The sequence below is a fragment of the Vibrio sp. A2-1 genome (assembly GCF_021728355.1).
Classification (GTDB): domain Bacteria; phylum Pseudomonadota; class Gammaproteobacteria; order Enterobacterales; family Vibrionaceae; genus Vibrio; species Vibrio splendidus_K.
The window spans coordinates 18,905-42,617 of sequence record NZ_JAKKCO010000010.1 but is presented as its reverse complement, the minus strand read 5'-3'; the positions used below and the strand labels follow the sequence as shown (position 1 = coordinate 42,617).

At 44.4% G+C, this 23,713-nt stretch carries 20 protein-coding genes; 13 read left to right on the top strand and 7 right to left on the bottom strand.

What is annotated here, in order from left to right; genetic code table 11:
• Nucleotides 1-2 precede the first annotated feature (2 nt).
• On the top strand, nucleotides 3-479 hold the full coding sequence (locus tag L3V33_RS20845; RefSeq protein WP_237291133.1) for a hypothetical protein: 477 nt from the start codon (nucleotides 3-5) through the stop codon (nucleotides 477-479).
• 599 nt (nucleotides 480-1,078) lie between these two features.
• Here L3V33_RS20845 and L3V33_RS20840 read toward each other — a convergent pair.
• Nucleotides 1,079-2,224: a Na/Pi symporter gene (locus L3V33_RS20840; protein WP_004735026.1), complete on the bottom strand. Its 1,146-nt coding sequence runs from the start codon at nucleotides 2,222-2,224 to the stop codon at nucleotides 1,079-1,081.
• Between the two features lie 390 nt (nucleotides 2,225-2,614).
• Between L3V33_RS20840 and nhaR the strand changes: the two genes are divergently transcribed.
• Complete coding sequence (nhaR, locus tag L3V33_RS20835; protein ID WP_004735027.1) at nucleotides 2,615-3,505, top strand: transcriptional activator NhaR; 891 nt, start codon at nucleotides 2,615-2,617, stop codon at nucleotides 3,503-3,505.
• Between the two features lie 99 nt (nucleotides 3,506-3,604).
• Nucleotides 3,605-3,898, top strand: coding sequence for a metalloregulator ArsR/SmtB family transcription factor (locus L3V33_RS20830; RefSeq protein WP_004735028.1), 294 nt, complete (start codon nucleotides 3,605-3,607; stop codon nucleotides 3,896-3,898).
• A gap of 404 nt (nucleotides 3,899-4,302) precedes the next feature.
• Here the strand turns inward: L3V33_RS20830 and rpsT are convergent, their stop codons facing one another.
• Nucleotides 4,303-4,563, bottom strand: a complete 261-nt coding sequence (gene rpsT / locus L3V33_RS20825; protein WP_012603273.1) for a 30S ribosomal protein S20 — start codon at nucleotides 4,561-4,563, stop codon at nucleotides 4,303-4,305.
• 251 nt (nucleotides 4,564-4,814) lie between these two features.
• Here rpsT and murJ point away from each other — a divergent pair, with 251 nt between their 5' ends.
• The 6 genes from murJ (at nucleotide 4,815) to ispH (ending at nucleotide 12,745) form a co-directional block, all read left to right on the top strand.
• Nucleotides 4,815-6,377: a murein biosynthesis integral membrane protein MurJ gene (murJ, locus tag L3V33_RS20820; protein WP_065207270.1), complete on the top strand. Its 1,563-nt coding sequence runs from the start codon at nucleotides 4,815-4,817 to the stop codon at nucleotides 6,375-6,377.
• A 70-nt stretch (nucleotides 6,378-6,447) separates the two neighbouring features.
• Complete coding sequence (gene ribF / locus L3V33_RS20815) at nucleotides 6,448-7,383, top strand: bifunctional riboflavin kinase/FAD synthetase (RefSeq protein ID WP_017077722.1); 936 nt, start codon at nucleotides 6,448-6,450, stop codon at nucleotides 7,381-7,383.
• 63 nt (nucleotides 7,384-7,446) lie between these two features.
• Nucleotides 7,447-10,305 (top strand): isoleucine--tRNA ligase, encoded by a 2,859-nt coding sequence (gene ileS, locus L3V33_RS20810; RefSeq protein ID WP_004735055.1) that lies wholly within the window; start codon nucleotides 7,447-7,449, stop codon nucleotides 10,303-10,305.
• 160 nt (nucleotides 10,306-10,465) lie between these two features.
• Nucleotides 10,466-10,966, top strand: coding sequence for a signal peptidase II (lspA, locus tag L3V33_RS20805; protein WP_004735054.1), 501 nt, complete (start codon nucleotides 10,466-10,468; stop codon nucleotides 10,964-10,966).
• A 194-nt stretch (nucleotides 10,967-11,160) separates the two neighbouring features.
• On the top strand, nucleotides 11,161-11,592 hold the full coding sequence (fkpB, locus tag L3V33_RS20800; RefSeq protein ID WP_012603277.1) for an FKBP-type peptidyl-prolyl cis-trans isomerase: 432 nt from the start codon (nucleotides 11,161-11,163) through the stop codon (nucleotides 11,590-11,592).
• Between the two features lie 196 nt (nucleotides 11,593-11,788).
• On the top strand, nucleotides 11,789-12,745 hold the full coding sequence (gene ispH, locus L3V33_RS20795; protein ID WP_108155649.1) for a 4-hydroxy-3-methylbut-2-enyl diphosphate reductase: 957 nt from the start codon (nucleotides 11,789-11,791) through the stop codon (nucleotides 12,743-12,745).
• Between the two features lie 157 nt (nucleotides 12,746-12,902).
• Here the strand turns inward: ispH and btsR are convergent, their stop codons facing one another.
• The 3 genes from btsR to L3V33_RS20780 all read right to left on the bottom strand — a co-directional run bounded on the left by btsR (nucleotide 12,903) and on the right by L3V33_RS20780 (nucleotide 17,185).
• On the bottom strand, nucleotides 12,903-13,634 hold the full coding sequence (gene btsR, locus L3V33_RS20790) for a two-component system response regulator BtsR (RefSeq protein WP_237291132.1): 732 nt from the start codon (nucleotides 13,632-13,634) through the stop codon (nucleotides 12,903-12,905).
• Between the two features lie 105 nt (nucleotides 13,635-13,739).
• Nucleotides 13,740-15,410: a sensor histidine kinase gene (locus L3V33_RS20785; RefSeq protein ID WP_114632993.1), complete on the bottom strand. Its 1,671-nt coding sequence runs from the start codon at nucleotides 15,408-15,410 to the stop codon at nucleotides 13,740-13,742.
• A gap of 284 nt (nucleotides 15,411-15,694) precedes the next feature.
• Nucleotides 15,695-17,185: a carbon starvation protein A gene (locus tag L3V33_RS20780; protein ID WP_017077728.1), complete on the bottom strand. Its 1,491-nt coding sequence runs from the start codon at nucleotides 17,183-17,185 to the stop codon at nucleotides 15,695-15,697.
• 252 nt (nucleotides 17,186-17,437) lie between these two features.
• Here L3V33_RS20780 and L3V33_RS20775 point away from each other — a divergent pair, with 252 nt between their 5' ends.
• Nucleotides 17,438-17,788, top strand: a complete 351-nt coding sequence (locus L3V33_RS20775; RefSeq protein WP_017091341.1) for a DUF2799 domain-containing protein — start codon at nucleotides 17,438-17,440, stop codon at nucleotides 17,786-17,788.
• Nucleotides 17,789-17,897: 109 nt separating this feature from the next.
• On the opposite strand, the gene murQ is transcribed toward L3V33_RS20775, so the two are convergent.
• Nucleotides 17,898-18,818, bottom strand: a complete 921-nt coding sequence (gene murQ, locus L3V33_RS20770) for an N-acetylmuramic acid 6-phosphate etherase (protein WP_146457881.1) — start codon at nucleotides 18,816-18,818, stop codon at nucleotides 17,898-17,900.
• An 83-nt stretch (nucleotides 18,819-18,901) separates the two neighbouring features.
• Nucleotides 18,902-20,017 carry an anhydro-N-acetylmuramic acid kinase gene (locus L3V33_RS20765; protein WP_237291131.1) on the bottom strand — a complete coding sequence of 372 codons (1,116 nt, stop codon included), beginning with the start codon at nucleotides 20,015-20,017 and terminating at the stop codon, nucleotides 18,902-18,904.
• A 121-nt stretch (nucleotides 20,018-20,138) separates the two neighbouring features.
• Here L3V33_RS20765 and nagZ point away from each other — a divergent pair, with 121 nt between their 5' ends.
• The 3 genes from nagZ (at nucleotide 20,139) to tyrA (ending at nucleotide 23,693) form a co-directional block, all read left to right on the top strand.
• Nucleotides 20,139-21,128: a beta-N-acetylhexosaminidase gene (gene nagZ / locus L3V33_RS20760; RefSeq protein ID WP_171308534.1), complete on the top strand. Its 990-nt coding sequence runs from the start codon at nucleotides 20,139-20,141 to the stop codon at nucleotides 21,126-21,128.
• Between the two features lie 246 nt (nucleotides 21,129-21,374).
• Entirely contained in the window at nucleotides 21,375-22,448 is a 1,074-nt protein-coding gene (locus tag L3V33_RS20755) for a 3-deoxy-7-phosphoheptulonate synthase (protein WP_237291130.1), read from the top strand.
• A 117-nt stretch (nucleotides 22,449-22,565) separates the two neighbouring features.
• On the top strand, nucleotides 22,566-23,693 hold the full coding sequence (gene tyrA, locus L3V33_RS20750) for a bifunctional chorismate mutase/prephenate dehydrogenase (RefSeq protein WP_017072892.1): 1,128 nt from the start codon (nucleotides 22,566-22,568) through the stop codon (nucleotides 23,691-23,693).
• The last annotated feature ends 20 nt before the right edge of the window (nucleotides 23,694-23,713 follow it).

Sequence of the window (23,713 nt, the reverse complement as noted above, 5' to 3'; positions counted from 1 at the left end):
ACATGTTGAAGAAGTTTGCTTTTCAGATCATTCCAATTCAGATCTTCTTATTCGTCTTTTGGTTCAAAAATGGCTTTATCGATAAAGTGATGGGCGTTGTGCTTGGCTTTATTACGCCCGATACCGCTTATTCAGGTGACACTTGGGCTGGCTGGAAAGGCTATATTGTAGGAACTTGGGATAAGAGCCAAATCGGTCATGCTCTACTGAGTCCAACATTCGATTTTATGTTCCCGATTCTGATTGCTTTGCAATGTGTGCCGTTTTTACTGGTTATCCGTTCGGTATTTGCAGGTGAGTTCATGTCTGGCAAGGAGCGTCCGTGGTTGCTCTATGCTGCTTTCGCTTCTTTGTTTGTGACTGCTTGTATGGCTTTCACTCAAACCATCACTGGCGCAAGCGATGGGCAGTATTTATGGCAATTTATCGGCTTTAGCATGGTTGCCATTATGTATCTGCGTAATGAGCAAGGTAAGTAAGCGTTTTTTTAGATGTGAATAAACGGGATGTGAGATACGAAGGGTAGCTAGATACGAGTAAACGAGATGCGGGATACGAAGAACGTGTTTAGATTTGAGTCAGTAAGATACGAAATATCAAAACGCAGATAATGAGAGGCAGTCGCTTTTCGTCACTCTCTACCCGAATCTCGTATCTTCTTTTCAACTCGTCATTCTCTAGATTGACGAAGGAAGGAGTAGGGAATCTCTGAGTGTTATGTGTTAGATAGATTCCCTATCACGCTCGTTCCTCGCTGTAGGGAATGACGGGTGGTTAGGTGTGAGATTGTTTAGATACGAGTAAACGAGATAAGGGATACGAAGAGCGTGTTTAGATTTGAGTCCGTAAGATACTAAATATCAAAACGCAGATAATGAGAGGTAGTCGCTTTTCGTTACTCTCTACCCGAATCTCGTATCTTCTTTTAGCTCTTCGTTACTCGTTCACTCGCATCCCGTATCTGCTTTTTTCTTCCCTCATCTGCTCTTAAAAAGAAAAAGCCCGCAACCAGGAGGTTGCGGGCTTTGTTATAAGCGATGTGTCTTGTTAGCGGTTAAGCTATCTAATTATTTAGCGATTAAGCCGTCAGTGCTAACACGGTACCAGGCAGTACAAGGAATACCGCAATAAGGTAACCAGCCACTACAGATTTGTTCTTCACAGCCATGTCAGAAATAATATCAGCGGCTTTTACTGGTAGTTCACGTAGGAACGGAATACCAAAGATGAATACCGTTGCCATGATGTTGAACACCAAGTGTACTAGAGCAATCTGTAGTGCGAATACTGCGAACTCACCAGATACTGCTGTCGCTGCTAATAGCGCGGTAATACACGTACCGATGTTTGCACCCAGAGTGAATGGGTAAACGTCACGTACTTTAAGAACACCTGAACCTACTAGTGGAACCATCAAGCTTGTTGTCGTAGAAGAAGACTGAACAAGGATAGTAACGATAGAGCCAGAAGCGATACCGTGGATAGGACCACGACCGATTGCGTTCTTTAGAATCTCACGAGCACGACCCACCATCAGGCTCTTCATTAGCTTACCCATTACCGTGATAGCTACGAAGATAGTCGCGATACCTAGAACGATAAGCATGATACCGCCAACAGTGTCGCCAAATGTCGATAGTGGCTCTTTAATCGCACTGACTACTGGTTTAGTGATTGGCTTGATGAAGTTAAGACCACCCATGCTCATATCACCTGTTGCTAGCATCGGTGATACTAACCAGTGAGAAATCTTCTCTAGAATACCAAACGCCATCTCTAGTGGTAGGAAGATAGCAACAGCTAATAGGTTAAAGAAGTCGTGAATCGTCGCACTTGCGAATGCACGTTTGAACTCATCTTTACAACGAACATGACCAAGGCTAACTAGCGTATTGGTTACTGTAGTACCAATGTTCGCACCCATGATCATAGGGATTGCTAGCTCAACAGGTAAACCACCTGCCACAAGGCCAACGATAATTGAAGTAACTGTACTTGATGATTGAATAAGTGCTGTTGCCACTAAACCAATCATTAAGCCTGCAACTGGGTGTGAAGCAAATTCGAAAAGAACCTTTGCTTGCTCGCCTGTTGCCCATTTGAAGCCTGTACCAACCATTGAAACTGAAAGTAATAGTAGGTAAAGCATGAATGCCAAGTTAGCCCAGCGTAGCCAACGAGTTGTGCTCGAGATAGGCGCTGCTGCAGTAGTAGCTTGGTTCATAATGTTTTCTCCATTGGACCGTTTAAGTCTGTGTTTGGTCTGTTTGTTTAATCTGAGCGTGATGTTAGAGAACAAATATTTCAGTAATATTACATTTTGGTTTAGGTGAGACTTTTTTGTGATGATTTGCCCTTTAAATATTTTCTCTTGAAATAACACTGTATTAACTTGTTGTTTTTATTGGATTTTATTTGTGTTTTTGATAGGTGATATAGATCTTAAAAGTTAGAGAAAAATTAAAAATAATTGCTGAAATATTACATTATGAAATCAGACACTTCGAAAAAATAAGTGGTAATAACTAGTTTGGTTAGGTTTTTCCGAGTTTGTTGAGCGAAGGTGTCATATTTGATATAACAAGGGTATCTACTCTTTTATTACGGCACATCTATGTCGCACCTCAACTATAACCACCTTTATTACTTCTGGATGGTTTGCAAGCAAGGCTCTGTTACTAAAGCAGCAGAAGCTCTATTCCTAACACCACAAACGGTAACAGGTCAGATAAAAGCGTTAGAAGAGCGTATGGATGGCAAGTTGACCAAGCGCAATGGTCGCAGTGTTGAGCCTACAGAGCTTGGACAGCTAGTCTTTAAATATTCCGATCGTATGTTTGGCCTGAGCTACGAGATGTTGGATATCGTGAATTACAGCCAGCACTCCAATATTCTGTTTGATGTTGGTGTTGCAGATGCGCTGTCTAAAAGGCTTGTCAGCAAGATTCTGATGTCGACTATTCCCCCAGATAACAGTATTCATTTACGCTGCTTTGAATCGACCCATGAAATGCTACTTGAGCAACTGTCTCAACATAAGCTCGATATGATCTTGTCTGACTGTCCGGTGGATTCTAGTCAAAGTCCTGGCCTGTTTAGTAAGAAGTTGGGTGAGAGTGGAATGAGTTTTTTCAGTTCGGGTAAGGTTGAAGGTGTTAGCTTCCCGGCTGTATTAGAGCAAAGAAAGCTTTTGATCCCAGGAAGTCGAACCTCGATGGGGCGTAAAGTGCTGCAATGGTTTGATAGACAAGGACTTAAACCCGATATTTTGGGTGAGTTTGATGACGCGGCATTGATGAAGGCCTTTGCTCGTTATCACGATGACGCTATCTTCTTAGCGCCTACGCTTTATATGTCTGAAGTTGAAGAGGATTCATCACTGCAGTTATTGGTTGGTATTGAAGAGTTAAAAGAGGAGTACTACGTCATATTTGCTGAGAGGATGATCCAACATCCAGCAGTAAAAAATGTATGTGACGCAGATTTTAGCAAATTGTTCGAGTGAGGCGGTTTGTTAATGAATTGATATCGATTATCATAACGCCACCATATGCCGGAAATACTAATAGCCGTAGTTGGTGTAAAGGTTGTAGGGAGCCAAACTATGAACTTAAAAGAGATGGAGAAGAACTCAGCGCAAGCTGTGATTCTACTCAAAGCCATGGCCAACGAGCGTCGCTTACAGATTTTGTGCCTATTACATGGTACTGAGCTGTCAGTTGGGGAGTTGTGTGGCAAGTTGGAACTGAGTCAGTCTGCTTTATCTCAACATCTTGCTTGGTTGAGAAGAGATGGTTTGGTCGAAACTCGCAAAGAAGCTCAAACTGTGTATTACACATTGAGCAGTGAAGAAGTAAAAGCGATGATTAACCTACTGCATGGTATTTACTGCAAGTAGCTTATTGCTGGTAGGAGGGGGATTTCTTATCAGTGATAGAATGACACAAGGAAGTGTCAGTATTTCATGTCGAATGTTAGTGCCTATCTATTTACCTACCTATTTATCTATTTTCTTGTCTGTTTATTTTCTAGTTGTCTGTTTTTTATATGCTTAGTTGTCTATCGGTCAGCGATATATCTTGTAGTCAGCATGCCTTTAGTAAGCGATATACCTTTTAGTCAGCAAATGCGTGTCAGTTAGCCAAATGCCTTTTAGTAAGCTGGTGTCTGTCGGCAAACCACGTGCTTTTAAGTAAGCTAAGTAATGTTCAGTAAGAAAAATCGCTGTGTTACTCAAAATTTAGATATAAAAAAACCGGCCGAGGCCGGTTTTTTTCGTTTTGCGTTGTAATCAAATTTCTATTAAAGAGCTTTGATTGCAGCAGCGAAACGAGACTTATGACGTGCAGCTTTATTCTTATGAATAAGGCCTTTAGTCGCCATGCGGTCTAGAAGAGGTGTAACTTCTACAAGAGCAGCAGTTGCAGCTTCTTTATTGCCAGCTTCAATAGCTGCAATAGTTTTTTTCATGTAAGTGCGCATCATAGAACGACGGCTAGCATTGTGCTGGCGACGTTTCTCAGCTTGGATAGCGCGCTTCTTAGCAGATTTACTGTTTGCCAAGGTCTAACTCCCAAAAACTTAGTTCGGTGACAATTTAAGGGCGAGGACTATCCCTCATAGGCGCTTAATTGTCAAATGATTTGTGCAAAAACCAATCTCAGCCAAAACAAATTTTGGTATGGAAAGGTCATCGCGGTTAAGATGGCGGGGATTCTAACAGCATTTTTAGACCAATGCTAATAATTATGCTTCTAAGGACAGGATAGTATTTATCCTTGCTTGAAAGTAATCAACCAGTGTCAGAGGTTTCTGTGAGTAAACGACTATTAAAGTCAGGCCTGATTGTCAGTGCAATGACTTTTGTTTCCCGTGTGTTGGGGCTAGTACGTGATGTAGTAGTAGCAAATTTGATGGGAGCAGGAGCGAGTGCCGACGTATTTTTCTTCGCTAATAAAATTCCTAATTTCTTACGTCGACTTTTTGCAGAAGGTGCGTTTTCTCAAGCGTTTGTTCCTGTATTAACAGAATATCACGCCGCAGGTGATAAAGATAAGACACGAGATTTAATTGCTAAAGTGTCGGGTACGCTCGGGGTTTTAGTGTCTATAGTGACCGTTATCGGAGTCTTGGGCTCGGGTGTGATCACTGCGATGTTTGGTGCAGGTTGGTTTATCGACTGGTTGAATGATGGCCCAGCAGCCCCTAAATTTGAGCTGGCGAGCTTTATGCTCAAGATTACCTTTCCTTATTTATGGTTTATTACCTTTGTTGCTTTATCTGGTGCCATTCTTAACACATTAGGTAAGTTTGCCGTCTCCTCTTTTACACCTGTTTTCTTGAACGTAATGATCATTGCTTGTGCTTGGTTTCTTGCTCCTAATTTAGAGCAGCCTGAAATTGGCTTGGCAATCGGTGTGTTTCTTGGTGGTTTAGTCCAATTTCTTTTCCAAATGCCTTTCTTGATAAAAGCGGGTGTTCTGGTTAAGCCGAAGTGGGGCTGGAGAGATCCGGGCGTTGTAAAGATCCGCACGCTAATGATCCCAGCTCTGTTCGGTGTATCGGTCAGCCAAATTAACTTATTGTTTGATACCTTTATTGCTAGCTTCCTAGCGACCGGTTCGATCAGTTGGTTGTATTATTCAGACCGACTGCTTGAATTCCCACTCGGTCTATTCGGTATTGCGATTGCGACTGTCATTCTTCCTGCTTTGTCTCGTAAACACGTTGAAGCTCAAGGTGAAGGGTTTGCGCACACAATGGACTGGGGTGTGCGTATGGTGTTGCTGCTTGGCATTCCTGCGATGTTAGGCCTGATAGTGTTAGCTAAGCCGATGCTGATGGTGCTCTTCATGCGTGGTGAGTTTTCGCCACATGATGTACAGCAAGCATCAATGTCATTGGTTGCTTACGCATCGGGTTTGCTTAACTTCATGCTGATTAAAGTGTTAGCTCCGGGCTATTACTCTCGCCAAGATACTAAAACCCCTGTGAAGTACGGTATTATCGCCATGGTCACCAACATGGTGTTCAACGCGATCTTTGCTTACTTCTATGGTTATGTTGGTTTGGCGATTGCGACGGCCTTGTCTGCCTTTGTGAATATGGCCTTGCTATATCGGGGTTTGCATCTTGCGGGTGTCTATCAATTATCTAAGACAACCTTGTTGTTCAGTGCCAAATTGATTATCTCTGGCGTAGTCATGGTCGCGGCGATTTTATGGCAGTTGGATAATATGCAACATTGGCTTGAATGGAGCTTTAGCCAGAGAGCGCTGACATTAACAGGCTTGATTGGACTTGGTGGCTTTGTTTATATTGTTTCGGTACTGATTTTAGGTATCCGAGTAAAACATTTAAAAGCAGCGACAGATTAATACTGATTAGTATATAATCCGTCGGTTTCACACAATAAATGATGCAAATAACAGGTTTTAGCTGATCATAATGGAACTGATCCGAGGTATACACAATATTAAAGCGCAGCATCATGGCTGTGTATTAACCATAGGTAACTTCGATGGTGTTCATTTAGGACATCAAGAGGTTCTGAGTCAGGTTTCTAAACAAGCTGCAGCATTAGGGCTCCCTTCTGTTGTCATGACGTTTGAACCACAGCCTATGGAGCTGTTTGCCCGAGGTAAAGCGCCAGCACGTTTAACTCGCTTACGAGATAAATATGTGCAATTGAGTAAGCTAGATATCAGTCGGTTGTTGTGTGTGAATTTCAATCAGTATTTTGCAAGCTTATCCGCAGAAGCATTCATTAAGGATCTTTTGGTTGATAAGCTTGGTGTGAAATTCTTGGTGGTTGGTGACGATTTTTGCTTTGGCAAAGGTCGAACAGGTAATTTCGCGATGCTTAAAGAAGCGGGCGAAAAATATGGTTTTGAGGTGGTAAGCACCCAAAGCTATTGCTTAAATCAATTACGAGTAAGCAGCACTGAGATACGGAATGCACTAGCGGTCGATGATTTGGCTGCAAGTGCTACCATGTTAGGGCGTGATTACAGTATTAGTGGTCGTGTGTCTCATGGTCGAAAACTAGGGAGAACTATCGGTTTCCCTACCGCTAACATTCCATTAAAACGTTGTGTTTCTCCTGTATCGGGAGTGTATGTTGTTGAAGCATTGGATATCGACGGTGTTCCTGTCGGTGGCGTTGCTAATATTGGACAACGACCAACGGTTAATGGTGTAAGGCAGCAATTAGAAGTGCACTTTTTTGACTTTAAAGCCAATTTATATGGTAAACAGTTAGAAGTACGACTTTTGCACAAACTGCGCGACGAGATAAAATTTGAATCGTTCGACGCACTAAAGAATCAAATAGAATTGGATGCTGAAGCCGCAAGGGTGTGGCTGCTTCAGCTAAAGAATTAGTCGGATGATTCCACCGATTAACATAATGTCTAACTTCGCCCAATATAACGGAATTAAGAATCGATGAGTGATTATAAAGATACCCTGAACTTACCAGAAACAGGGTTCCCAATGCGCGGCAATCTGGCAAATCGTGAACCAGAAATGCTGAAGCGTTGGTACAAAGAAGATCTTTACGGTGAAATCCGTAAGGCAAAGAAAGGTAAAAAATCTTTCGTGCTGCATGATGGCCCTCCATACGCGAACGGCGACATTCACATTGGCCACGCGCTGAATAAGATTCTTAAAGACATTATTATCAAATCTAAGACCCTTTCTGGTTTTGATGCACCGTACATCCCAGGTTGGGACTGTCACGGTCTTCCAATCGAGTTGATGGTTGAGAAGAAGAAAGGTAAGCCAGGTCAGAAGATTTCGGCTGCTGAATTCCGCGAAGAGTGTCGTAAGTACGCTGCGGGCCAAGTTGAAGGTCAGAAAGAGAGCTTCAAACGTCTTGGTATCATGGGCGAGTGGGATAAACCTTACCGCACTATGGATTTCGGCACTGAAGCGAATATCATTCGTTCTCTAGGCAAAATCGCAGACAAAGGTCACCTTCTTAAAGGTTTCAAACCAGTTCACTGGTGTACTGACTGTGGTTCTGCTTTGGCTGAAGCTGAAGTTGAATATAAAGATAAAGTTTCTCCATCTATCGATGTGAAATTTACAGCAGCTGACGAAGCGGCGCTTCTAGAGAAATTTACTCTAGCAGAAGGTCACGCGGGTCAGGGCGAAATCTCTATCGTTATCTGGACGACAACACCGTGGACTCTGCCGGCTAACCGCGCAGTATGTCTACGTGATGATCTTGAATACGTACTTATCCAAGTTGAAGCGAATGGCGAACAGCCAGCTCAACGTATCGTTGTTGCTTCTGAACTAGCAAAAGACGTAATGGATCGTACAGGTATCGAGCACTTCCATAACCTTGGTTTTGCGACTGGTGCTGATCTTGAGCTTTCTCAGTTCAATCACCCGTTCTACGACTTTACTGTTCCTGCTGTTCTTGGCGATCACGTAACAACTGACTCAGGTACTGGTGTGGTTCACACTGCGCCTGGTCATGGTCAAGAGGATTTCGTGGTTGGTAAAAAGTACGACCTAGAAATCGCTAACCCAGTAGGCTCAAACGGCGTTTACCTGCCAGATACTGAGCTATTTGCTGGTCAGCATGTATTCAAAGCGAACGATTCTGTTTTAGAAGTTCTAAAAGAGAAAGGTGCACTACTACATCACCACGCTTACGAGCACAGCTACCCACACTGTTGGAGACATAAAACTCCAATCATCTTCCGTGCAACACCGCAGTGGTTCATCTCTATGGATCAAGCTGGCCTACGTGCAAAAGCACTTGAGTCAACGAAGAGTGTTGAATGGATGCCAGAATGGGGTCAAAGCCGTATCGAAGGTATGATCGAAGGTCGCCCTGAGTGGTGTATCTCTCGTCAACGTACTTGGGGTGTGCCAATTGCTCTGTTCGTTCATAAAGAAACATCAGAACTTCACCCAGATAGCCCAGCTCTTATTGAAAAAGTAGCGAAGCTTGTGGAAGAAAAAGGCATTCAAGCTTGGTGGGATGTAGATGCTGCTGAACTGATGGGTGCTGAAGACGCTGACAAGTACGAGAAAGTACTTGATACGCTAGACGTATGGTTTGACTCAGGTGTAACGCACTTCTCTGTTGTGGATTCACGTGAAGAGTACAACTTCCCGAATGAAGAAAGAACGCACAGTGCTGATCTTTACCTTGAAGGTTCTGACCAACACCGTGGCTGGTTCCAGTCATCATTGATTTCATCTATCGCGATGAAAGACGAAGCACCATACAAGCAAGTGCTAACGCACGGTTTCGTGGTTGATGGTAACGGCCGTAAGATGTCTAAATCTATCGGTAACGTGGTTGCTCCTAAAGATGTAACCAACAAGCTAGGCGCCGATATTCTACGTCTATGGGTTGCTTCTACGGATTACACTAACGAAGTTGCGGTTTCTGATGAGATCCTTAAGCGTTCTGCTGATGCATACCGTCGTATTCGTAACACGGCTCGTTTCTTCCTAGCGAACTTGAACGGTTTCAACCCTGAAACTGACCTAGTGCCTGCTGAAGAAATGGTAGCACTTGATCGTTGGGCTGTTGGCCGTGCTCAAGCTGCACAAGAAGAGATTGTTAAAGCATACGGTGAGTACAACACTCACGGTGTGACTCAACGTCTAATGCAGTTCTGTTCTATCGAAATGGGTTCTTTCTACCTAGACGTAATTAAAGACCGTCAGTACACAGCGAAACAGGGCAGCCATGCTCAACGTAGCTGTCAAACGGCGCTTTACTACATTGTAGAAGCTCTAGTTCGTTGGATGGCGCCTATCATGTCGTTCACTGCAGATGAAATCTGGAACGAGATGCCTGGCGAACGCGACACGTTTGTATTCACTGGCGAGTGGTTCGAAGGCCTATTTGGTCTTGCTGACGACGAAGAGCTAAGCAACGAATTCTGGACTGAAATACAGTCAGTTCGTGGCGCAGTGAACAAGCTTCTTGAGGATGCTCGTAAAGAGAAAACGATCGGTGGTGCATTGCAGGCTGAAGTGACTCTATACGCTGATGACGCACTGGCTGCTAAAATCAACAAGCTAGAAGATGAGCTACGTTTCGTACTTATCACCTCTGCTGCTGTTGTTAAGCCGCTTAGCGATAAGTCTGATACAGCTCAAGCGACAGACGTTGCAGGCTTATACGTTGAAGTTGCAGCAACTGAAGCTGAGAAGTGTGACCGTTGCTGGCACCACACTCCAGATGTAGGCACAATCGAAGGTCACGAGAAAATTTGTGGTCGTTGTGTGTCGAACATCGACGGTGAAGGCGAAGTGCGTAAATACGCATAACGACTCAGAGAAAGACTGAACTTTTTGTAAAAATCATAGCCCCAGTATCAACTGGGGTTATTTTTAATTATAGGAAATGTGTTTAACCGAGTTGAGTGCTCATCATCCCTTAAACAGGATGATTAAATGGGTACTGGCTTCGTAAATACTAGGAATAGAAATGAGTGAAGTTTCGTTAAAACAATCTGGTGTGCGTTGGTTATGGCTGGCTCTGTTGGTCTTCCTTGCAGATATTGGCATCAAACTATTCGTTATGGACAATATGGGTTATGGCTGGGCAAACCGTATTGAGGTGTTGCCATTCTTTAACTTTTTGTATGTCCATAATTATGGTGCAGCATTTAGCTTTCTGAGCGATCAGAGTGGCTGGCAGCGTTGGTTATTTACTGGTATCGCCTTTGCGGTAACTGGCATGCTGACATACTGGATGAGTAAACTACCTGCAGCAGAGAAGTGGAATAACATTGCTTATGCGATCATCATTGGTGGCGCGGTAGGTAACGTATTTGACCGAGTAGTACACGGCTTTGTTGTCGATTACTTAGATTTCTACTGGGGTACTTACCATTGGCCTGCATTCAACTTGGCTGATATGGGGATCTGTATCGGTGCTGCGATGATTATCTTAGATGGCTTTCGCAAGAAAGATGAAAGTAAATAGGCGACTCAAGCATTAATGAGTATTAAGTAAATCGCTTTTAAATAGATTGCCCTAAAGTCAGTCTATGACTCACAGAATAGAATAGCCCTAAGCGCTGTCGGTTGATTCCGACGGCGCTTTTTTTTATGCTTCAGTCAACAAGGAAGCAAAGCACAGCGCATCCTCAAATAATAAAGAAATCTAAGGAAAGTAACGTGGCAGCAATTAAAAATGATTCAGCAGTAACTCTACATTTTACGATTAAAATGAAGGATGGTTCAGTTGCCGATAGCACCGAAAATATGGGTAAGCCTGCGAAGTTCGTTATGGGTGATGGCAGCCTAAGTGAGAACTTTGAACAGTGCCTGATTGGTCTTGAAACGGGGACTGAAAAGTCTATCGAATTGAAGGCGCAAGACGCCTTTGGTATGCCAAATCCAGATCATATCCATCATATGGATCGTGCTAAGTTTGTTGGCGATTCTGAAGTCGAAGTTGGCACTATTATGGCTTTCTCAGGTCCTGATGGTATGGAAATCCCAGGTATTATCACTGAGATCGCGGGTGATTCAGTGACGGTTGATTTTAATCATCCATTAGCAGGCCAAGACGTTACGTTTGACGTCAACATCTTAGCAGTGGATTAACTATTTTAGCGGTGGACTAACTATCTTAGCGTTAGAATCGCTATCTTAACGTTAGAATCGCTATCTTGACGGTTGAATAACATCACCTTACAGCTGTGATGTAACCCAGAGCTTCACTGTCTAGGCGCTTCACTGTAGAATGCGAGCCTCGCTGACAGCGAACTCTATAGAAGCAACCTTAGTACTGCGGTAAATGATGAGCAATGAAATGAAAATAATGTTAGCTAACCCTCGTGGCTTTTGTGCCGGTGTCGATCGTGCGATCAGTATTGTTGAGCGTGCACTCGAAATGTACCAGCCACCGATCTATGTTCGTCATGAAGTGGTACACAACCGCTTTGTTGTTGAAGGGCTAAAGCAACGTGGTGCTATTTTTGTCGAAGAGTTAAGTGAAGTGCCAGACGATAACATCGTGATCTTCTCTGCTCACGGTGTTTCTCAAGCCGTTCGTAAAGAAGCGAAAGAGCGCGAACTCACCGTATTTGATGCAACGTGTCCTTTGGTAACTAAAGTCCATATGGAAGTTGCTCGTGCGAGCCGCAAGCATATGGAAGTGGTTCTAATTGGTCACGCGGGTCACCCAGAAGTGGAAGGCACCATGGGTCAGTACGCTAGCCAAACAGGTGGAATGTACTTGGTTGAGAAACCAGAGGATGTACAAAGTCTAGTGGTGAATGATCCAAGTAACCTGCATTACGTTAGCCAAACTACGTTGTCAGTTGATGAAACGGCGGATGTGATCGAAGAGCTGCGTCGAGTGTTCCCTGAGATCCAAGGCCCACGTAAAGACGACATCTGCTACGCGACTCAAAACCGTCAGGACGCAATTCGTGAGATGGCCGGTGATGTTGATGTGGTGATAGTTGTTGGTTCTAAGAACTCATCGAACTCAACACGTTTGAAAGAGCTGGCTGAGAAGCTAGGCACGCCAGGTTATCTAACAGACTGCCCTGAAGACATTCAAACTGAATGGGTTGAAGGGAAAAAGAAAATCGGTGTAACAGCCGGTGCTTCTGCTCCTGAAGAGTTGGTAAACCAAATCTTAGATCGTATTCGTGAGCTGGGTGCTACTGAGGTTGAAGAGATTCAAGGTCGTGAAGAGAACATGTTCTTCGAAGTACCGAAAGAGCTACAGATTAAGCAAGTCGACTAATCGCTATTGATTTGTGACAAGATCGATTCGTAACTCTATCGATTCGCAAACACTATCGATTTGTAAACACTATTGATTTGTAAACAGCAGGAAGCCAATGTTGATGCGTTGGCTTTTTTGATCGTACTTTGGAAGAAGGCGTCGAATTTCTAATGGGTTACTGGAGACCGAGTAGCTCTTTCAGTGTTTTGAGGTAGCGACGACTGACTGGTACTTCAAAACCGGTCAGTGTGATGATCTCCGCTAATCCATTTTCCAACAGTTTGATCTCTTGGATCGATTTTATGTTGATCACATATTGTCGATGACAACGGATCAAATCGGTTTTTTCTTCCAAGATCTTTAGCGTTAACTGTGAGGTCGCCGTTTGTGAGGAGCTACGAACATGCACACCACTGATATCCGAATAAGCGCACTCGACCGTTTGGCTTGCCATGATCACAATGCGGTTATGGCCGATACACGGGATCTGCTCTAAACGGCACGGAGCAATGGCAGAGATGTCTTGCTCCGGCGCTTTGTGGTTCTGCTTGATGACCTTATTCAGACGACAAACACTCTTGTTTAATCGACAAGGTTCAACCGGTTTGAGTAGGTAGTCAAATGCGTTATCTTCAAATGCCTGAATTGCATATTGGTCGTAGGCAGTGACGAATACCACGTAAGGCATGGTGTCTGGATCAAGCATGCTTAACAGTTCAATCCCGGTAACCTGCGGCATTTGGATATCCAAATACACCACGTCAGGCTTAAGCAGATTGATCTGTTTAAGTCCTTCGATCGCGTTACTTGCTTGGCCGATGATTTCCACTTCTCCTGTTTCGGTCAGTAGTTCAATCAGTTCTTCGCGAGCAAAAAGCTCATCATCGACAACTAATGCCTTTAACATCCTACAATCTTCATCTTGGTTCTATCCCTGCTTGATTCACGCTTATCTTTTAAATGTCTGCTTCTAAATGTTTCAACTCGGAGCGATTCGTCTCCGAAAATACCTTTATTTTAGTATAGGTATGATAAAGCTCATTCGAGTGAATTGCTGTGGTTGAGATTCTATTTTTAGTGCTGAATCTTGTCCAAAGAAATTAGTGAGTCGTTTATCAACAATTTCCATCCCTAAACCGACATGGTCTTGAGAAGGCTTTTGATAGTTGCCTGCATTGTCTTCCACGATCAGCTTAAATCCACCCTCGAAGGCTTCGCTATAGATCTTCACTTGGCCGCCTTCCAGCATGTTAGAAATCCCATGTTTGATGGCATTTTCTACTAGCGGTTGTAGGGTAAAGCTTGGCAGTTGCGACTCGTACAGTTGTGGGTCGATATCCCATTCCACTTCTAATCGATCGGTAAAGCGTGCTTTCTCTATGGTTAGATACGCATTCACGTGTGCCAGTTCATCTTTGAGTTTTACAGTGTTGATGTTCTGCTTCAGGTTACTTCTAAAGAAGTGAGACAGATGCTGAATTAGCTCCCGAGCTTTATCTGGGTCGCGACGTGTCACTGCGCTGATGGTGTTAAGCGCATTGAACAAGAAGTGTGGGTTCACTTGAGCGTGCAGCAGTTTTATTTCTGCTTGGGTAAGTAGCGTTTGCTGTTGTTGATAATTACTAAACAGTATCTGGCTCGACAATAGCTGAGCGATACCTTCACCCATCGACATATTGATGGTCGAGAATAGTTTCAGCTTTGGCTCATACAGTTTGATGGTTCCGATGACTTCGTTTCCTGCTCTTAACGGGATAATTAGCGCGGAGCCTAACTTACAATCTTGCGAAAGGGAGCATTGGTACGGATTCTCTTTGCCATCAAGGTAGATGATGTCGTTCTGTTCCATCGAAGTGAGCGTGCTCTGCGATGAAATAGGGGTGTTCGGAATATGGTGTTCATCACCAATGCCGATGAACGCGAGGATTTTTTCTCGGTCGGTGATCGCCACCGCACCAACGTTGGTCTCTTCGTAAATGATCCGCACGATTTTTTGCGCGTTATCCGAATTGAATCCTCCATGCAAAATACCCACTGAACGCTCGGCGATGGTTAATGCGCGGCGTGAGAAAGTTGCCGAATACTTCTCGAAGATGGTTTTCCGATCTTGGATGATGCTCATGAACAGCGCCGCACCGACCGAGTTAGCAATGATCATTGGCGCGGCAATATCAGAAACCAGAGCATAGGACTGCTCGAATGGTTTCGCGACCGCTAACAGAATTAGCATCTGAATAATCTCTGCAAACAAGGTAACAGAGAAAACCACCAATGGATTAAACAGCTGGCTCGCTTTGTTCTTTCTGACGAGATAAACGTGCAATAGGCCGCCAATCAAGCCTTCAGCTGTGGTGGAAATAGCACAAGCCAAGTCTGTGAAGCCGCCTAATGAGTAACGGTGAATACCGCCAGTAAAGCCGACGGCAAAGCCAACGACAGGGCCGCCAAATAGACCACCCATGACCGCACCCATCGCGCGCGTATTGGCTATCGCGTCATTAATCTGTAGTCCAAAATAGGTGCCCATAATACAGAACAGAGAAAACAGAACATAACAGCTGACTTTATGACTTAAGCGTGAAGAGATGCTCAACAAAGGGAGAATCAGTGGAGTTTTACTTAGCATGTAAGCAATTACTAAGTAAACACAGGTTTGTTGCAGCAGAGAGAGAATGAGTTCCATATTTTCACCTATTGAGACGCTGGTTAAGTGTAAAGCTCATTGCGTGGTAACGGTAGCTTTGCTTGTGTTTTCGTTGGTTATATCGAGTGACGATTGCTTGTCGGGCGGAGATACCAATATTGATGTACTAATGCTGAGATACAGTAAAGCCCATCACAGAGGACGGGCTTTAGTCATAATTTCCACGAATCACTGGGTGATTACGGGAGCAAGCGAAGTGTGTTTGGCTTGTTCTTTCGTCTCTCTATGAAGACGTGTCTCTTGTTCTCAAGAGTCTGAAAGAACTAGGCGGTTTTGGTGACGCCTTTTGCTTCTTTTTCTTCTTCATCAGCAAGGTCGATATCGCCTTTGCCTTTTGAAATTTTGATAACGTAAGCCGCAATTCCGAATGCACTCACCACGCCGATGATGGTTGAAAGCTGCATTGGTAGACCGAAGCCCAGTTGGCTGTTGTTGAGGATAAATGTGATACACACAGATGTCATGAACACAGCTGGAACCGTTGTTACCCAGTGTAGTTTATTGTGACGAAGTAGGTAAGCCGAAGCTGTCCATAGCATCATGACTGCTGTTGATTGGTTAGCAAAACCGAAGTAGCGCCAGATGATGCCGAAGTCTACTTGAGTCAGGATGCCACCGATAACGAACAGTGGTAGAGCCATCAGTAGGCGGTTACGCAGTGTCTTCTGTTCCATGTTGAAGTATTCAGCAAGGATAAGACGGCTTGAACGGAACGCTGTATCACCAGAAGTGATAGGTAGGATAACCACGCCAAGGAAAGCAAGGATACCGCCAAATACACCCAGTAGGCCAAATGAAGCGCTGTATACCACGTTACCAGGGCCGCCGTTTGCAATCGCGTCAGACAAAGACTCAACTGAACCGAAGAATGACAGAGCAAGCGCACACCAGATTAGAGCGATGATGCCTTCACCAATCATTGCACCGTAGAATACGAAGCGACCATTTTTCTCGTTTTCCATGCAACGTGCCATTAGTGGAGACTGAGTTGCGTGGAAGCCAGAGATAGCACCACAAGCGATGGTGATGAATAGAGCAGGCCAAAGCGGTAGATCGTTAGGGTTCATGTTAGTGAACATGTCTTTCATCTCGAAGCCACCCATGATTTGGTGCTCGTCAGATAGACCAATCGCAGTGATTAGGCCAACAGACATAAAGATAAGCAGTGCACCGAACAGTGGGTAGAAGCGACCAATGATTTTATCGACAGGGACAATCGTTGCGATGATGTAGTAAGCAAAGATGATGACAACCATGGTGCTCGTAGACATTACGAAATCAGTTTGGTCGTTCACTAGGTTAGTGATCATGCCTGCTGGAGCTGAAACGAATACCACACCAACAAGAAGCAGTAGAACAATGGCAAAGATGTTCATAAAGTGTTTTGCGCCATTGCCTAGGTAACGTCCAGTGATGGTTGGAACCGAAGCGCCACCATTGCGGATAGATAACATACCTGAGAAGTAGTCGTGTACGGCACCTGCGAAGATACAACCTAGCACGATCCAAAGCATTGCTGCTGGGCCGTAAAGGGCACCCATGATAGGGCCGAAGATTGGACCTACACCTGCAATGTTAAGCAGTTGAACTAGGTAAACCTTTGGCGTCGACATTGGAACGAAGTCCACGCCGTCTTGCTTGGTATGAGCGGGTGTTTGACGCTTTTCATTGATACCGAAAATCTTCTCGATAAAGGCACCGTAAATAAAGTAGCCACCAATGAGTGCTGCAACACAGGTAAGAAACCACATCATAATTTGTTATCCCTGAATGTATTAATTAAGTCAGGGTGTATATTAAAGGAGTGTATGAGAAGAAACTTCCGCTATGAGAGTGAGTGGTCGAATAGCTAATTAAGTGGTGTTATAACTGATTGAGCGGTTTGTTCTCTTGCTTAAGAGGACAACAACAGACAATGAGTGGACATCAGTACGTGTTCAGCGGAGAATCGCCACAATGGCAGCGCTTCGTCAGGAAGTGGTGAAGTAACAATATAAAGGATTGAAATGAAAAAAATAATAGCACTATTCGCCGTGGCATTTAGCCTTGCAGGATGCAGCGCCAATGTTCAAGATTTAGCGGCCGAAGGCAATTGGCAAGAGATTGGCTATCGTGACGGTATCAAAGGTAATACTCAACGTTCTTACCAAGAGATGACTAAGCTTGGAACGGTAGACCAATCAAGCTACAGCAAAGGTTACTATCTAGGTGTTGCTGAATACTGCAACCCAAACCATGCTTATCAAATTGGCTTATCTGGCCAGGTTTATGAAGGCGTTTGTTCAGGTACGGAAGACGCTCAACGTTTCCGTATGGAATGGCAGCGCGGCTGGGATGAGTTTTCTAACGACTACTAAGCTCAAACTAGCGATTAGAAAATAAAAAGACCAGTGCCGCATGTGTACTGGTCTTTTTGTATGTCGTTAAAGTAGCTGTCTAAATGAGAAGCTACAAACCAAATTAAGATTACTGATTATTCTCGACCGCTTTTCTCAAGAAACCATTTTGTTGATCAAGCTGAGCCTTAGCTGATTCTAAATCTAGCCCTGTCAGAATCATCAAAATAGACAGTTTTACATCATAATCGGTGGTTTTAAGTGTCGAAACAGCAAGGGCTTTATCACACTCCGTCGCTTGGATAACGATACGAGCAGCGCGGGCAACCAATTTTTCATTGGTTGCTTTTACGTCGACCATCAGATTTTGGTAGCTCTTACCGATACGAATCATGCTGGCAGTCGTTAGCATATTTAGCACTAATTTTTGCGCCGTACCTGATTTGAGGCGTGTTGAGCCAGTCAATGCTTCCGGGCCAACCACTGGGCTTATCGCGATTTGAGCAATCTCAGCAATCGGAGAGCCAGGATTACAAGACAGCGCAACCGTTACTGCTCCTATTTGATTTGCGTAGTTGAGTGCACCAATTACGTAAGGTGTACGGCCACTAGCAGCGATGCCTACCACGACATCATTTTCTGAAAACTGAATCGCTTTGAGATCTTCAATTCCGAGAGTCAGCGAGTCTTCCGCACCTTCTTTGGCTTTTAAAATCGCCTCTGGTCCGCCAGCGATGAGACCGATAACCATCTTGTCTGAAACGCCGAAAGTCGGAGGGCATTCTGAGGCATCTAACACGCCCAATCGACCACTGGTTCCTGCGCCCATGTAAATCAATCGGCCACCATGTTGAAAGGCGTGAGCGATTTTATCAACGGCCTGAGCTATCTGTGGCAGCTCTACTTCGATTGCCAGTGGGACTTGCTTATCTTGTTGATTAATCTTTTCAACCACTTCGAGAGAGGTGAGCAGATCAATATCCATAGTATCAGGGTTTCTCCCCTCCGAAACGAGGTGCGAGAGCGCTGATATGAGAGCGTCGTTACTCATAGTGATCCTTAAATGATGGTTCTAAAATTGTTTAGACAGCACCGCGAAGTCAGTATTGTTACTAAGTCAGCACGGCTATCAAGTTAATCTGCACGATATAGAACGCCTAGAGAGGCCGCTCTGCTTGCGCCAGTCACTTCCGGTAAATTGCTTGGCAGTTGATGAATATGACGTTGAGCAAGCCACGCAAAGGCCATGGCTTCCATGTAATCGGCATCAACGCCTTTACTGGTCGTCGACTCAACCTCCCAGCTAAGAAGCAGTTCAGACAGTCTCTTCATCAACAATGGATTTCTCGTACCACCGCCACACACATACAGTGCAGGTTGGTTACCCAAGCGATAAGTTTCCACTTCATTGGCTATCGTCAATGCGGTGTATTCACAAAGTGTGTACTGAACATCTTCTGCTGCAAGGCCTTTAAATTCTGTTAATTGTTGCTCTAGCCACGGTAGATTAAACAGCTCTCTGCCAGTGCTTTTCGGTGGCATTTGAGATAGATAAGATTCGTTCAACAGCTGTTCGAGTAAAGCTGGACTTAGTTGGCCTTTTAGCGCGAACAGCGCATCACGGTCAAACTTCTCACCCGTGTGTTTATCTACCCAAGCGTCCATCAACATATTGCCCGGGCCAGTATCATAACCAAGAGTAGGCTGATTCGGGCGCAGCACTGAAATATTCGAGATTCCACCAATGTTCAACACCACAACCGAGCTGTCTCGCGGGTGAAAAATCGTATGGTGAAACGCTGGTACTAATGGCGCACCTTGTCCGCCAAGCGCCATGTCTTTGCGTCTGAAATCAGCGACTGTTTGAATCTGTGTTTTAGCGGCAATGATATTGGCGTCACCCAACTGCATGGTAAATGGCGAATCACCGGTTGGCTGGTGGAATACTGTTTGGCCATGGTTACCAATCGCAGTCACAGAAGATGCAGGCGTGCCTGACTTGTCGAGAAGTTGCAGAACGGCATCAGCAAATAGATGACCAAGCTGGTGGTCGAGTTCGCCAATGGCAATCAAATCCGTTTTCTGACCAATACAAACTTCAAGCAAACGCGCTTTGATATCCTCTGGCATTGGGAACTCATCATGAGCAAGCAATGTAATGCTATCGTCTTCAATCGAGACTAAGGCTGTATCAACACCGTCCATACTCGTCCCCGACATCACACCTATATACAGTTCTTTATGATCCATTCCTAAGCTCTTGCCCTGCATTCTTAAAGTCTTCCACAGATTGGTTTAAAAACATTGTAAAGCAAATTTAAAGAGAATAATCTCGGGAAGTTTATGAAATTAGGTTTAATAAGGGATAAATATGGGACCGTTGTGGGTAGATGTTGCGGGCTATGAGCTAACAGCTGAAGACAGAGAAATTTTAGAGCATCCAACCGTTGGTGGTCTCATCTTATTTGCTCGAAACTACCACGATAGCAAACAGCTTTCGGCGTTAAACAAAGAGATCCGCAAGGTAGCGAAACGTCCTATTTTGATTGGTGTTGACCAAGAAGGTGGCCGAGTTCAGCGCTTCCGCGATGGATTTTCAATTATCCCTGCCGCTCAAGAATTCGCGACTAAGAATAATGGTGAGCAGTTAGCAGAACAAGCCGGTTGGTTGATGGCGGCGGAATTGATTGCCCATGATATCGATCTTAGCTTTGCGCCTGTATTAGACAAAGGCCATGAGTGTAAAGCGATTGGTAGCCGAGCGTTTGGTGAAGATATTGATACTATCGTTCGCCACAGTAGTGCTTTTATTAAGGGCATGAAATCGGTTGGCATGGCGACAACAGGCAAGCACTTCCCAGGACACGGCGGTGTGATTGCTGATTCGCATCTTGAAACGCCTTACGATCCTAGAGACGACATCTTTGAAACCGACATGGCCATCTTCAAGGCTCAAATTGAAGCTGGAATATTAGATGCGATGATGCCTGCGCACGTGGTTTTTTCGCACTATGATGATCAGCCAGCGAGTGGCTCTGAGTATTGGTTGCAGAAAGTATTGAAGCAACAGCTTGGATTTAAAGGCTTGGTGTTCTCTGATGACCTAACTATGGAAGGTGCTGCGATTATGGGTGGGCCAGCCGATAGAGCGAAGGCTGCTCTGAATGCGGGGTGTGACATGGTGCTGATGTGTAATAAGCGAGATGCACAAATTGAGGCTCTTGATCACTTAGCGATTCAAGAGGTGCTTTTAGCCAACTCATTGCTTAAAAAGCACAGCTTTGATTTATCGACGCTTCACTCAGATAGTCGATGGAAAAAGGCCTCAGAGCAAATTAAGCGAATGTTAAACGCTGGGTGATAAATAAACACTCTATAAGTTTGAAGAAGGCGATATGAGAAATATCGCCTTTTTTGTATGTGTGGGGCGCGGTTTAAACTGGTTTGTGTATCAGAGTGAACTAAAGAGAGCGTGTAAATTTAAATTTACAGTAAATGTTTTTTATTGTTTACACTTGCAATCGTTTTTGTAGCTGTTATTGTGTTTTTAAAGATTGTCAGCCCAAATGGAAATATTGGGTGTAAAAATAAATATACAGGTTGAGTTATGCAGAAAAGTGAATTAAGCAATGTCAATATCATCGACGAACAGGTACTGATTACTCCAGAGGAGTTAAAAGCAAAACTGCCTTTGAGTGATAATGCTCGTCGTTTCATTCAAGAGTCTCGTGAAACTATAGCAAATATCATTCATAAGAAAGATCATCGCATGCTTGTAGTATGTGGCCCATGTTCTATCCATGATATTGAAGCTGCGAAAGAGTACGCGAAACGCCTCAAAGCACTTTCTGAAGAACTGAGCGACCAACTGTATATTGTTATGCGTGTTTACTTTGAAAAGCCTCGTACCACTGTTGGTTGGAAAGGCTTGATCAATGACCCACATCTAGATGGTACGTTCGATATTGAGCATGGTCTGCATGTTGGTCGTGAGCTTTTAGTTGAGTTAGCTGAGATGGAAATCCCACTAGCGACCGAAGCGCTAGACCCAATCAGCCCACAATACCTAGCAGATACATTCAGCTGGGCAGCAATCGGCGCACGTACGACTGAGTCACAAACCCACCGCGAAATGGCGAGTGGTCTTTCAATGCCAATCGGCTTTAAGAATGGTACGGATGGCAATCTAGGTACTGCAATCAATGCAATGCAGGCGGCTTCTTCTAGCCACCGTTTCATGGGTATCAGCCGTGAAGGTCAAGTCGCACTACTCACGACGCAAGGTAACCCAAATGGTCACGTAATTTTACGTGGCGGTAAGCAGACGAACTACGATTCAGTATCTGTACACGAATGTGAGCAAGAGCTGGGTAAGTCTGGCTTAGAGGCGGCACTAATGGTTGACTGTAGCCATGCGAACTCTCGTAAAGATTTCCGTCGCCAACCGCTGGTGGCTGAAGATGTCATCCATCAGATTCGTGAAGGTAATAAGTCGATTATCGGCCTGATGATTGAGAGCCATATTAACGAAGGAAACCAATCTTCAGATATACCTCTCAATGAGATGAAATACGGGGTATCTATCACGGACGCGTGTATCAATTGGGAGTCAACTGAGGCACTATTGAAGCATGCACATACGGAATTAGTCCCGTTCTTAGAGAACCGCTTGAAAGGTTAGTCAGGGTTTAAAATTTAAGTGCCTCATCTAATGGGGCATTTTAAGATCTGTTGCTAACGAACCTGCGCCAGGTGGGCTTAAAGATTAGCACGGGCTTATAGATGAGTAAGGAATAAAATGGCCGTTGAACTGAACGAATTACGCGACCAAATCGATGCTGTCGATAAACAAATGTTGGATTTACTGGCTCAACGTCTTGCTCTAGTAGAGAAAGTAGGCGAAGTGAAAAGCGAACATGGTTTACCTATTTATGTACCAGAGCGCGAAGCTGCGATGCTGGCATCTCGTCGTCAAGAAGCCGAGAAAATAGGGGTTCCACCGCAGTTAATCGAAGATATTTTGCGTCGTACTATGCGTGAGTCTTATGCCAGTGAGAAAGACTCTGGCTTTAAGTGCCTTAACCCAGAGTTGCGTTCAGTGGTTATCGTTGGTGGTAATGGTCAGCTTGGTGGTTTGTTTGGACGTATGTTCAAGCTTTCTGGTTACGAAGTGAAAATTCTCGGCAGCCAAGATTGGGATAAAGCCGATGAGATCTTAGATAATGCTGGCCTTGTGGTTGTTACGGTTCCAATTCACCTGACAGAAGGGGTGATTGCGAAGCTGGGTAACCTACCAAGCGATTGTATTCTTTGTGATTTGACGTCGATTAAATCAAAGCCTCTACAAGCAATGATGAACATGCACCAAGGCCCAGTGGTTGGGTTGCATCCAATGTTTGGTCCTGATGTTCCAAGCCTTGCGAAACAAGTGATTGTTTACAGTGATGGGCGTGGCTCTGAAAGCTACCAATGGTTACTGAATCAATTTGGTATTTGGGGCGCGAGCCTTTGCCAGATGGATGCTGCTGAACACGATCACGGTATGACTCTGATTCAAGCACTACGCCACTTCACCTCTTTTGCTTACGGCTTGCACCTAAGTAAAGAGAACCCGAACATTGATCAGCTTCTGAAGCTAAGTTCGCCAATCTACCGACTTGAGATTGCGATGGTTGGTCGTCTGTTTGCTCAAGACCCGAACTTGTACGGTGATATCATTCTTTCTTCAGATGAGAACATAGAGATGATTCGACGTTTCCATAGTCGTTTCGGTGAAGCATTAGAAATCTTGGATGGGAAAGATAAAGCCAAATTCGTTGATAGCTTTAATCAAGTCAGTGATTGGTTTGGCGACTACTCGCAGCAGTTCTTGCAAGAGAGCCAAAATCTTTTAAAGCAAGCGCATGACTCGATTCATCGTGGCTAATACTGATTTGAAATCATAAA

What these genes read in the sequence shown, in the direction of transcription:
- L3V33_RS20840 (WP_004735026.1), bottom strand. Translation starts at nt 2,224, where the DNA reads ATGAACCAAGCTACTACTGCAGCAGCGCCTATCTCGAGCACAACTCGT.
- tyrA (WP_017072892.1), top strand. Translation starts at nt 22,566, where the DNA reads ATGGCCGTTGAACTGAACGAATTACGCGACCAAATCGATGCTGTCGAT.
- ileS (WP_004735055.1), top strand. Translation starts at nt 7,447, where the DNA reads ATGAGTGATTATAAAGATACCCTGAACTTACCAGAAACAGGGTTCCCA.
- L3V33_RS20785 (WP_114632993.1), bottom strand. Translation starts at nt 15,410, where the DNA reads ATGGAACTCATTCTCTCTCTGCTGCAACAAACCTGTGTTTACTTAGTA.
- ribF (WP_017077722.1), top strand. Translation starts at nt 6,448, where the DNA reads ATGGAACTGATCCGAGGTATACACAATATTAAAGCGCAGCATCATGGC.
- murQ (WP_146457881.1), bottom strand. Translation starts at nt 18,818, where the DNA reads ATGAGTAACGACGCTCTCATATCAGCGCTCTCGCACCTCGTTTCGGAG.
- nagZ (WP_171308534.1), top strand. Translation starts at nt 20,139, where the DNA reads ATGGGACCGTTGTGGGTAGATGTTGCGGGCTATGAGCTAACAGCTGAA.
- L3V33_RS20780 (WP_017077728.1), bottom strand. Translation starts at nt 17,185, where the DNA reads ATGATGTGGTTTCTTACCTGTGTTGCAGCACTCATTGGTGGCTACTTT.
- L3V33_RS20765 (WP_237291131.1), bottom strand. Translation starts at nt 20,017, where the DNA reads ATGGATCATAAAGAACTGTATATAGGTGTGATGTCGGGGACGAGTATG.
- ispH (WP_108155649.1), top strand. Translation starts at nt 11,789, where the DNA reads ATGAGCAATGAAATGAAAATAATGTTAGCTAACCCTCGTGGCTTTTGT.
- L3V33_RS20755 (WP_237291130.1), top strand. Translation starts at nt 21,375, where the DNA reads ATGCAGAAAAGTGAATTAAGCAATGTCAATATCATCGACGAACAGGTA.
- L3V33_RS20830 (WP_004735028.1), top strand. Translation starts at nt 3,605, where the DNA reads ATGAACTTAAAAGAGATGGAGAAGAACTCAGCGCAAGCTGTGATTCTA.
- btsR (WP_237291132.1), bottom strand. Translation starts at nt 13,634, where the DNA reads ATGTTAAAGGCATTAGTTGTCGATGATGAGCTTTTTGCTCGCGAAGAA.
- nhaR (WP_004735027.1), top strand. Translation starts at nt 2,615, where the DNA reads ATGTCGCACCTCAACTATAACCACCTTTATTACTTCTGGATGGTTTGC.
- L3V33_RS20845 (WP_237291133.1), top strand. Translation starts at nt 3, where the DNA reads ATGTTGAAGAAGTTTGCTTTTCAGATCATTCCAATTCAGATCTTCTTA.
- L3V33_RS20775 (WP_017091341.1), top strand. Translation starts at nt 17,438, where the DNA reads ATGAAAAAAATAATAGCACTATTCGCCGTGGCATTTAGCCTTGCAGGA.
- lspA (WP_004735054.1), top strand. Translation starts at nt 10,466, where the DNA reads ATGAGTGAAGTTTCGTTAAAACAATCTGGTGTGCGTTGGTTATGGCTG.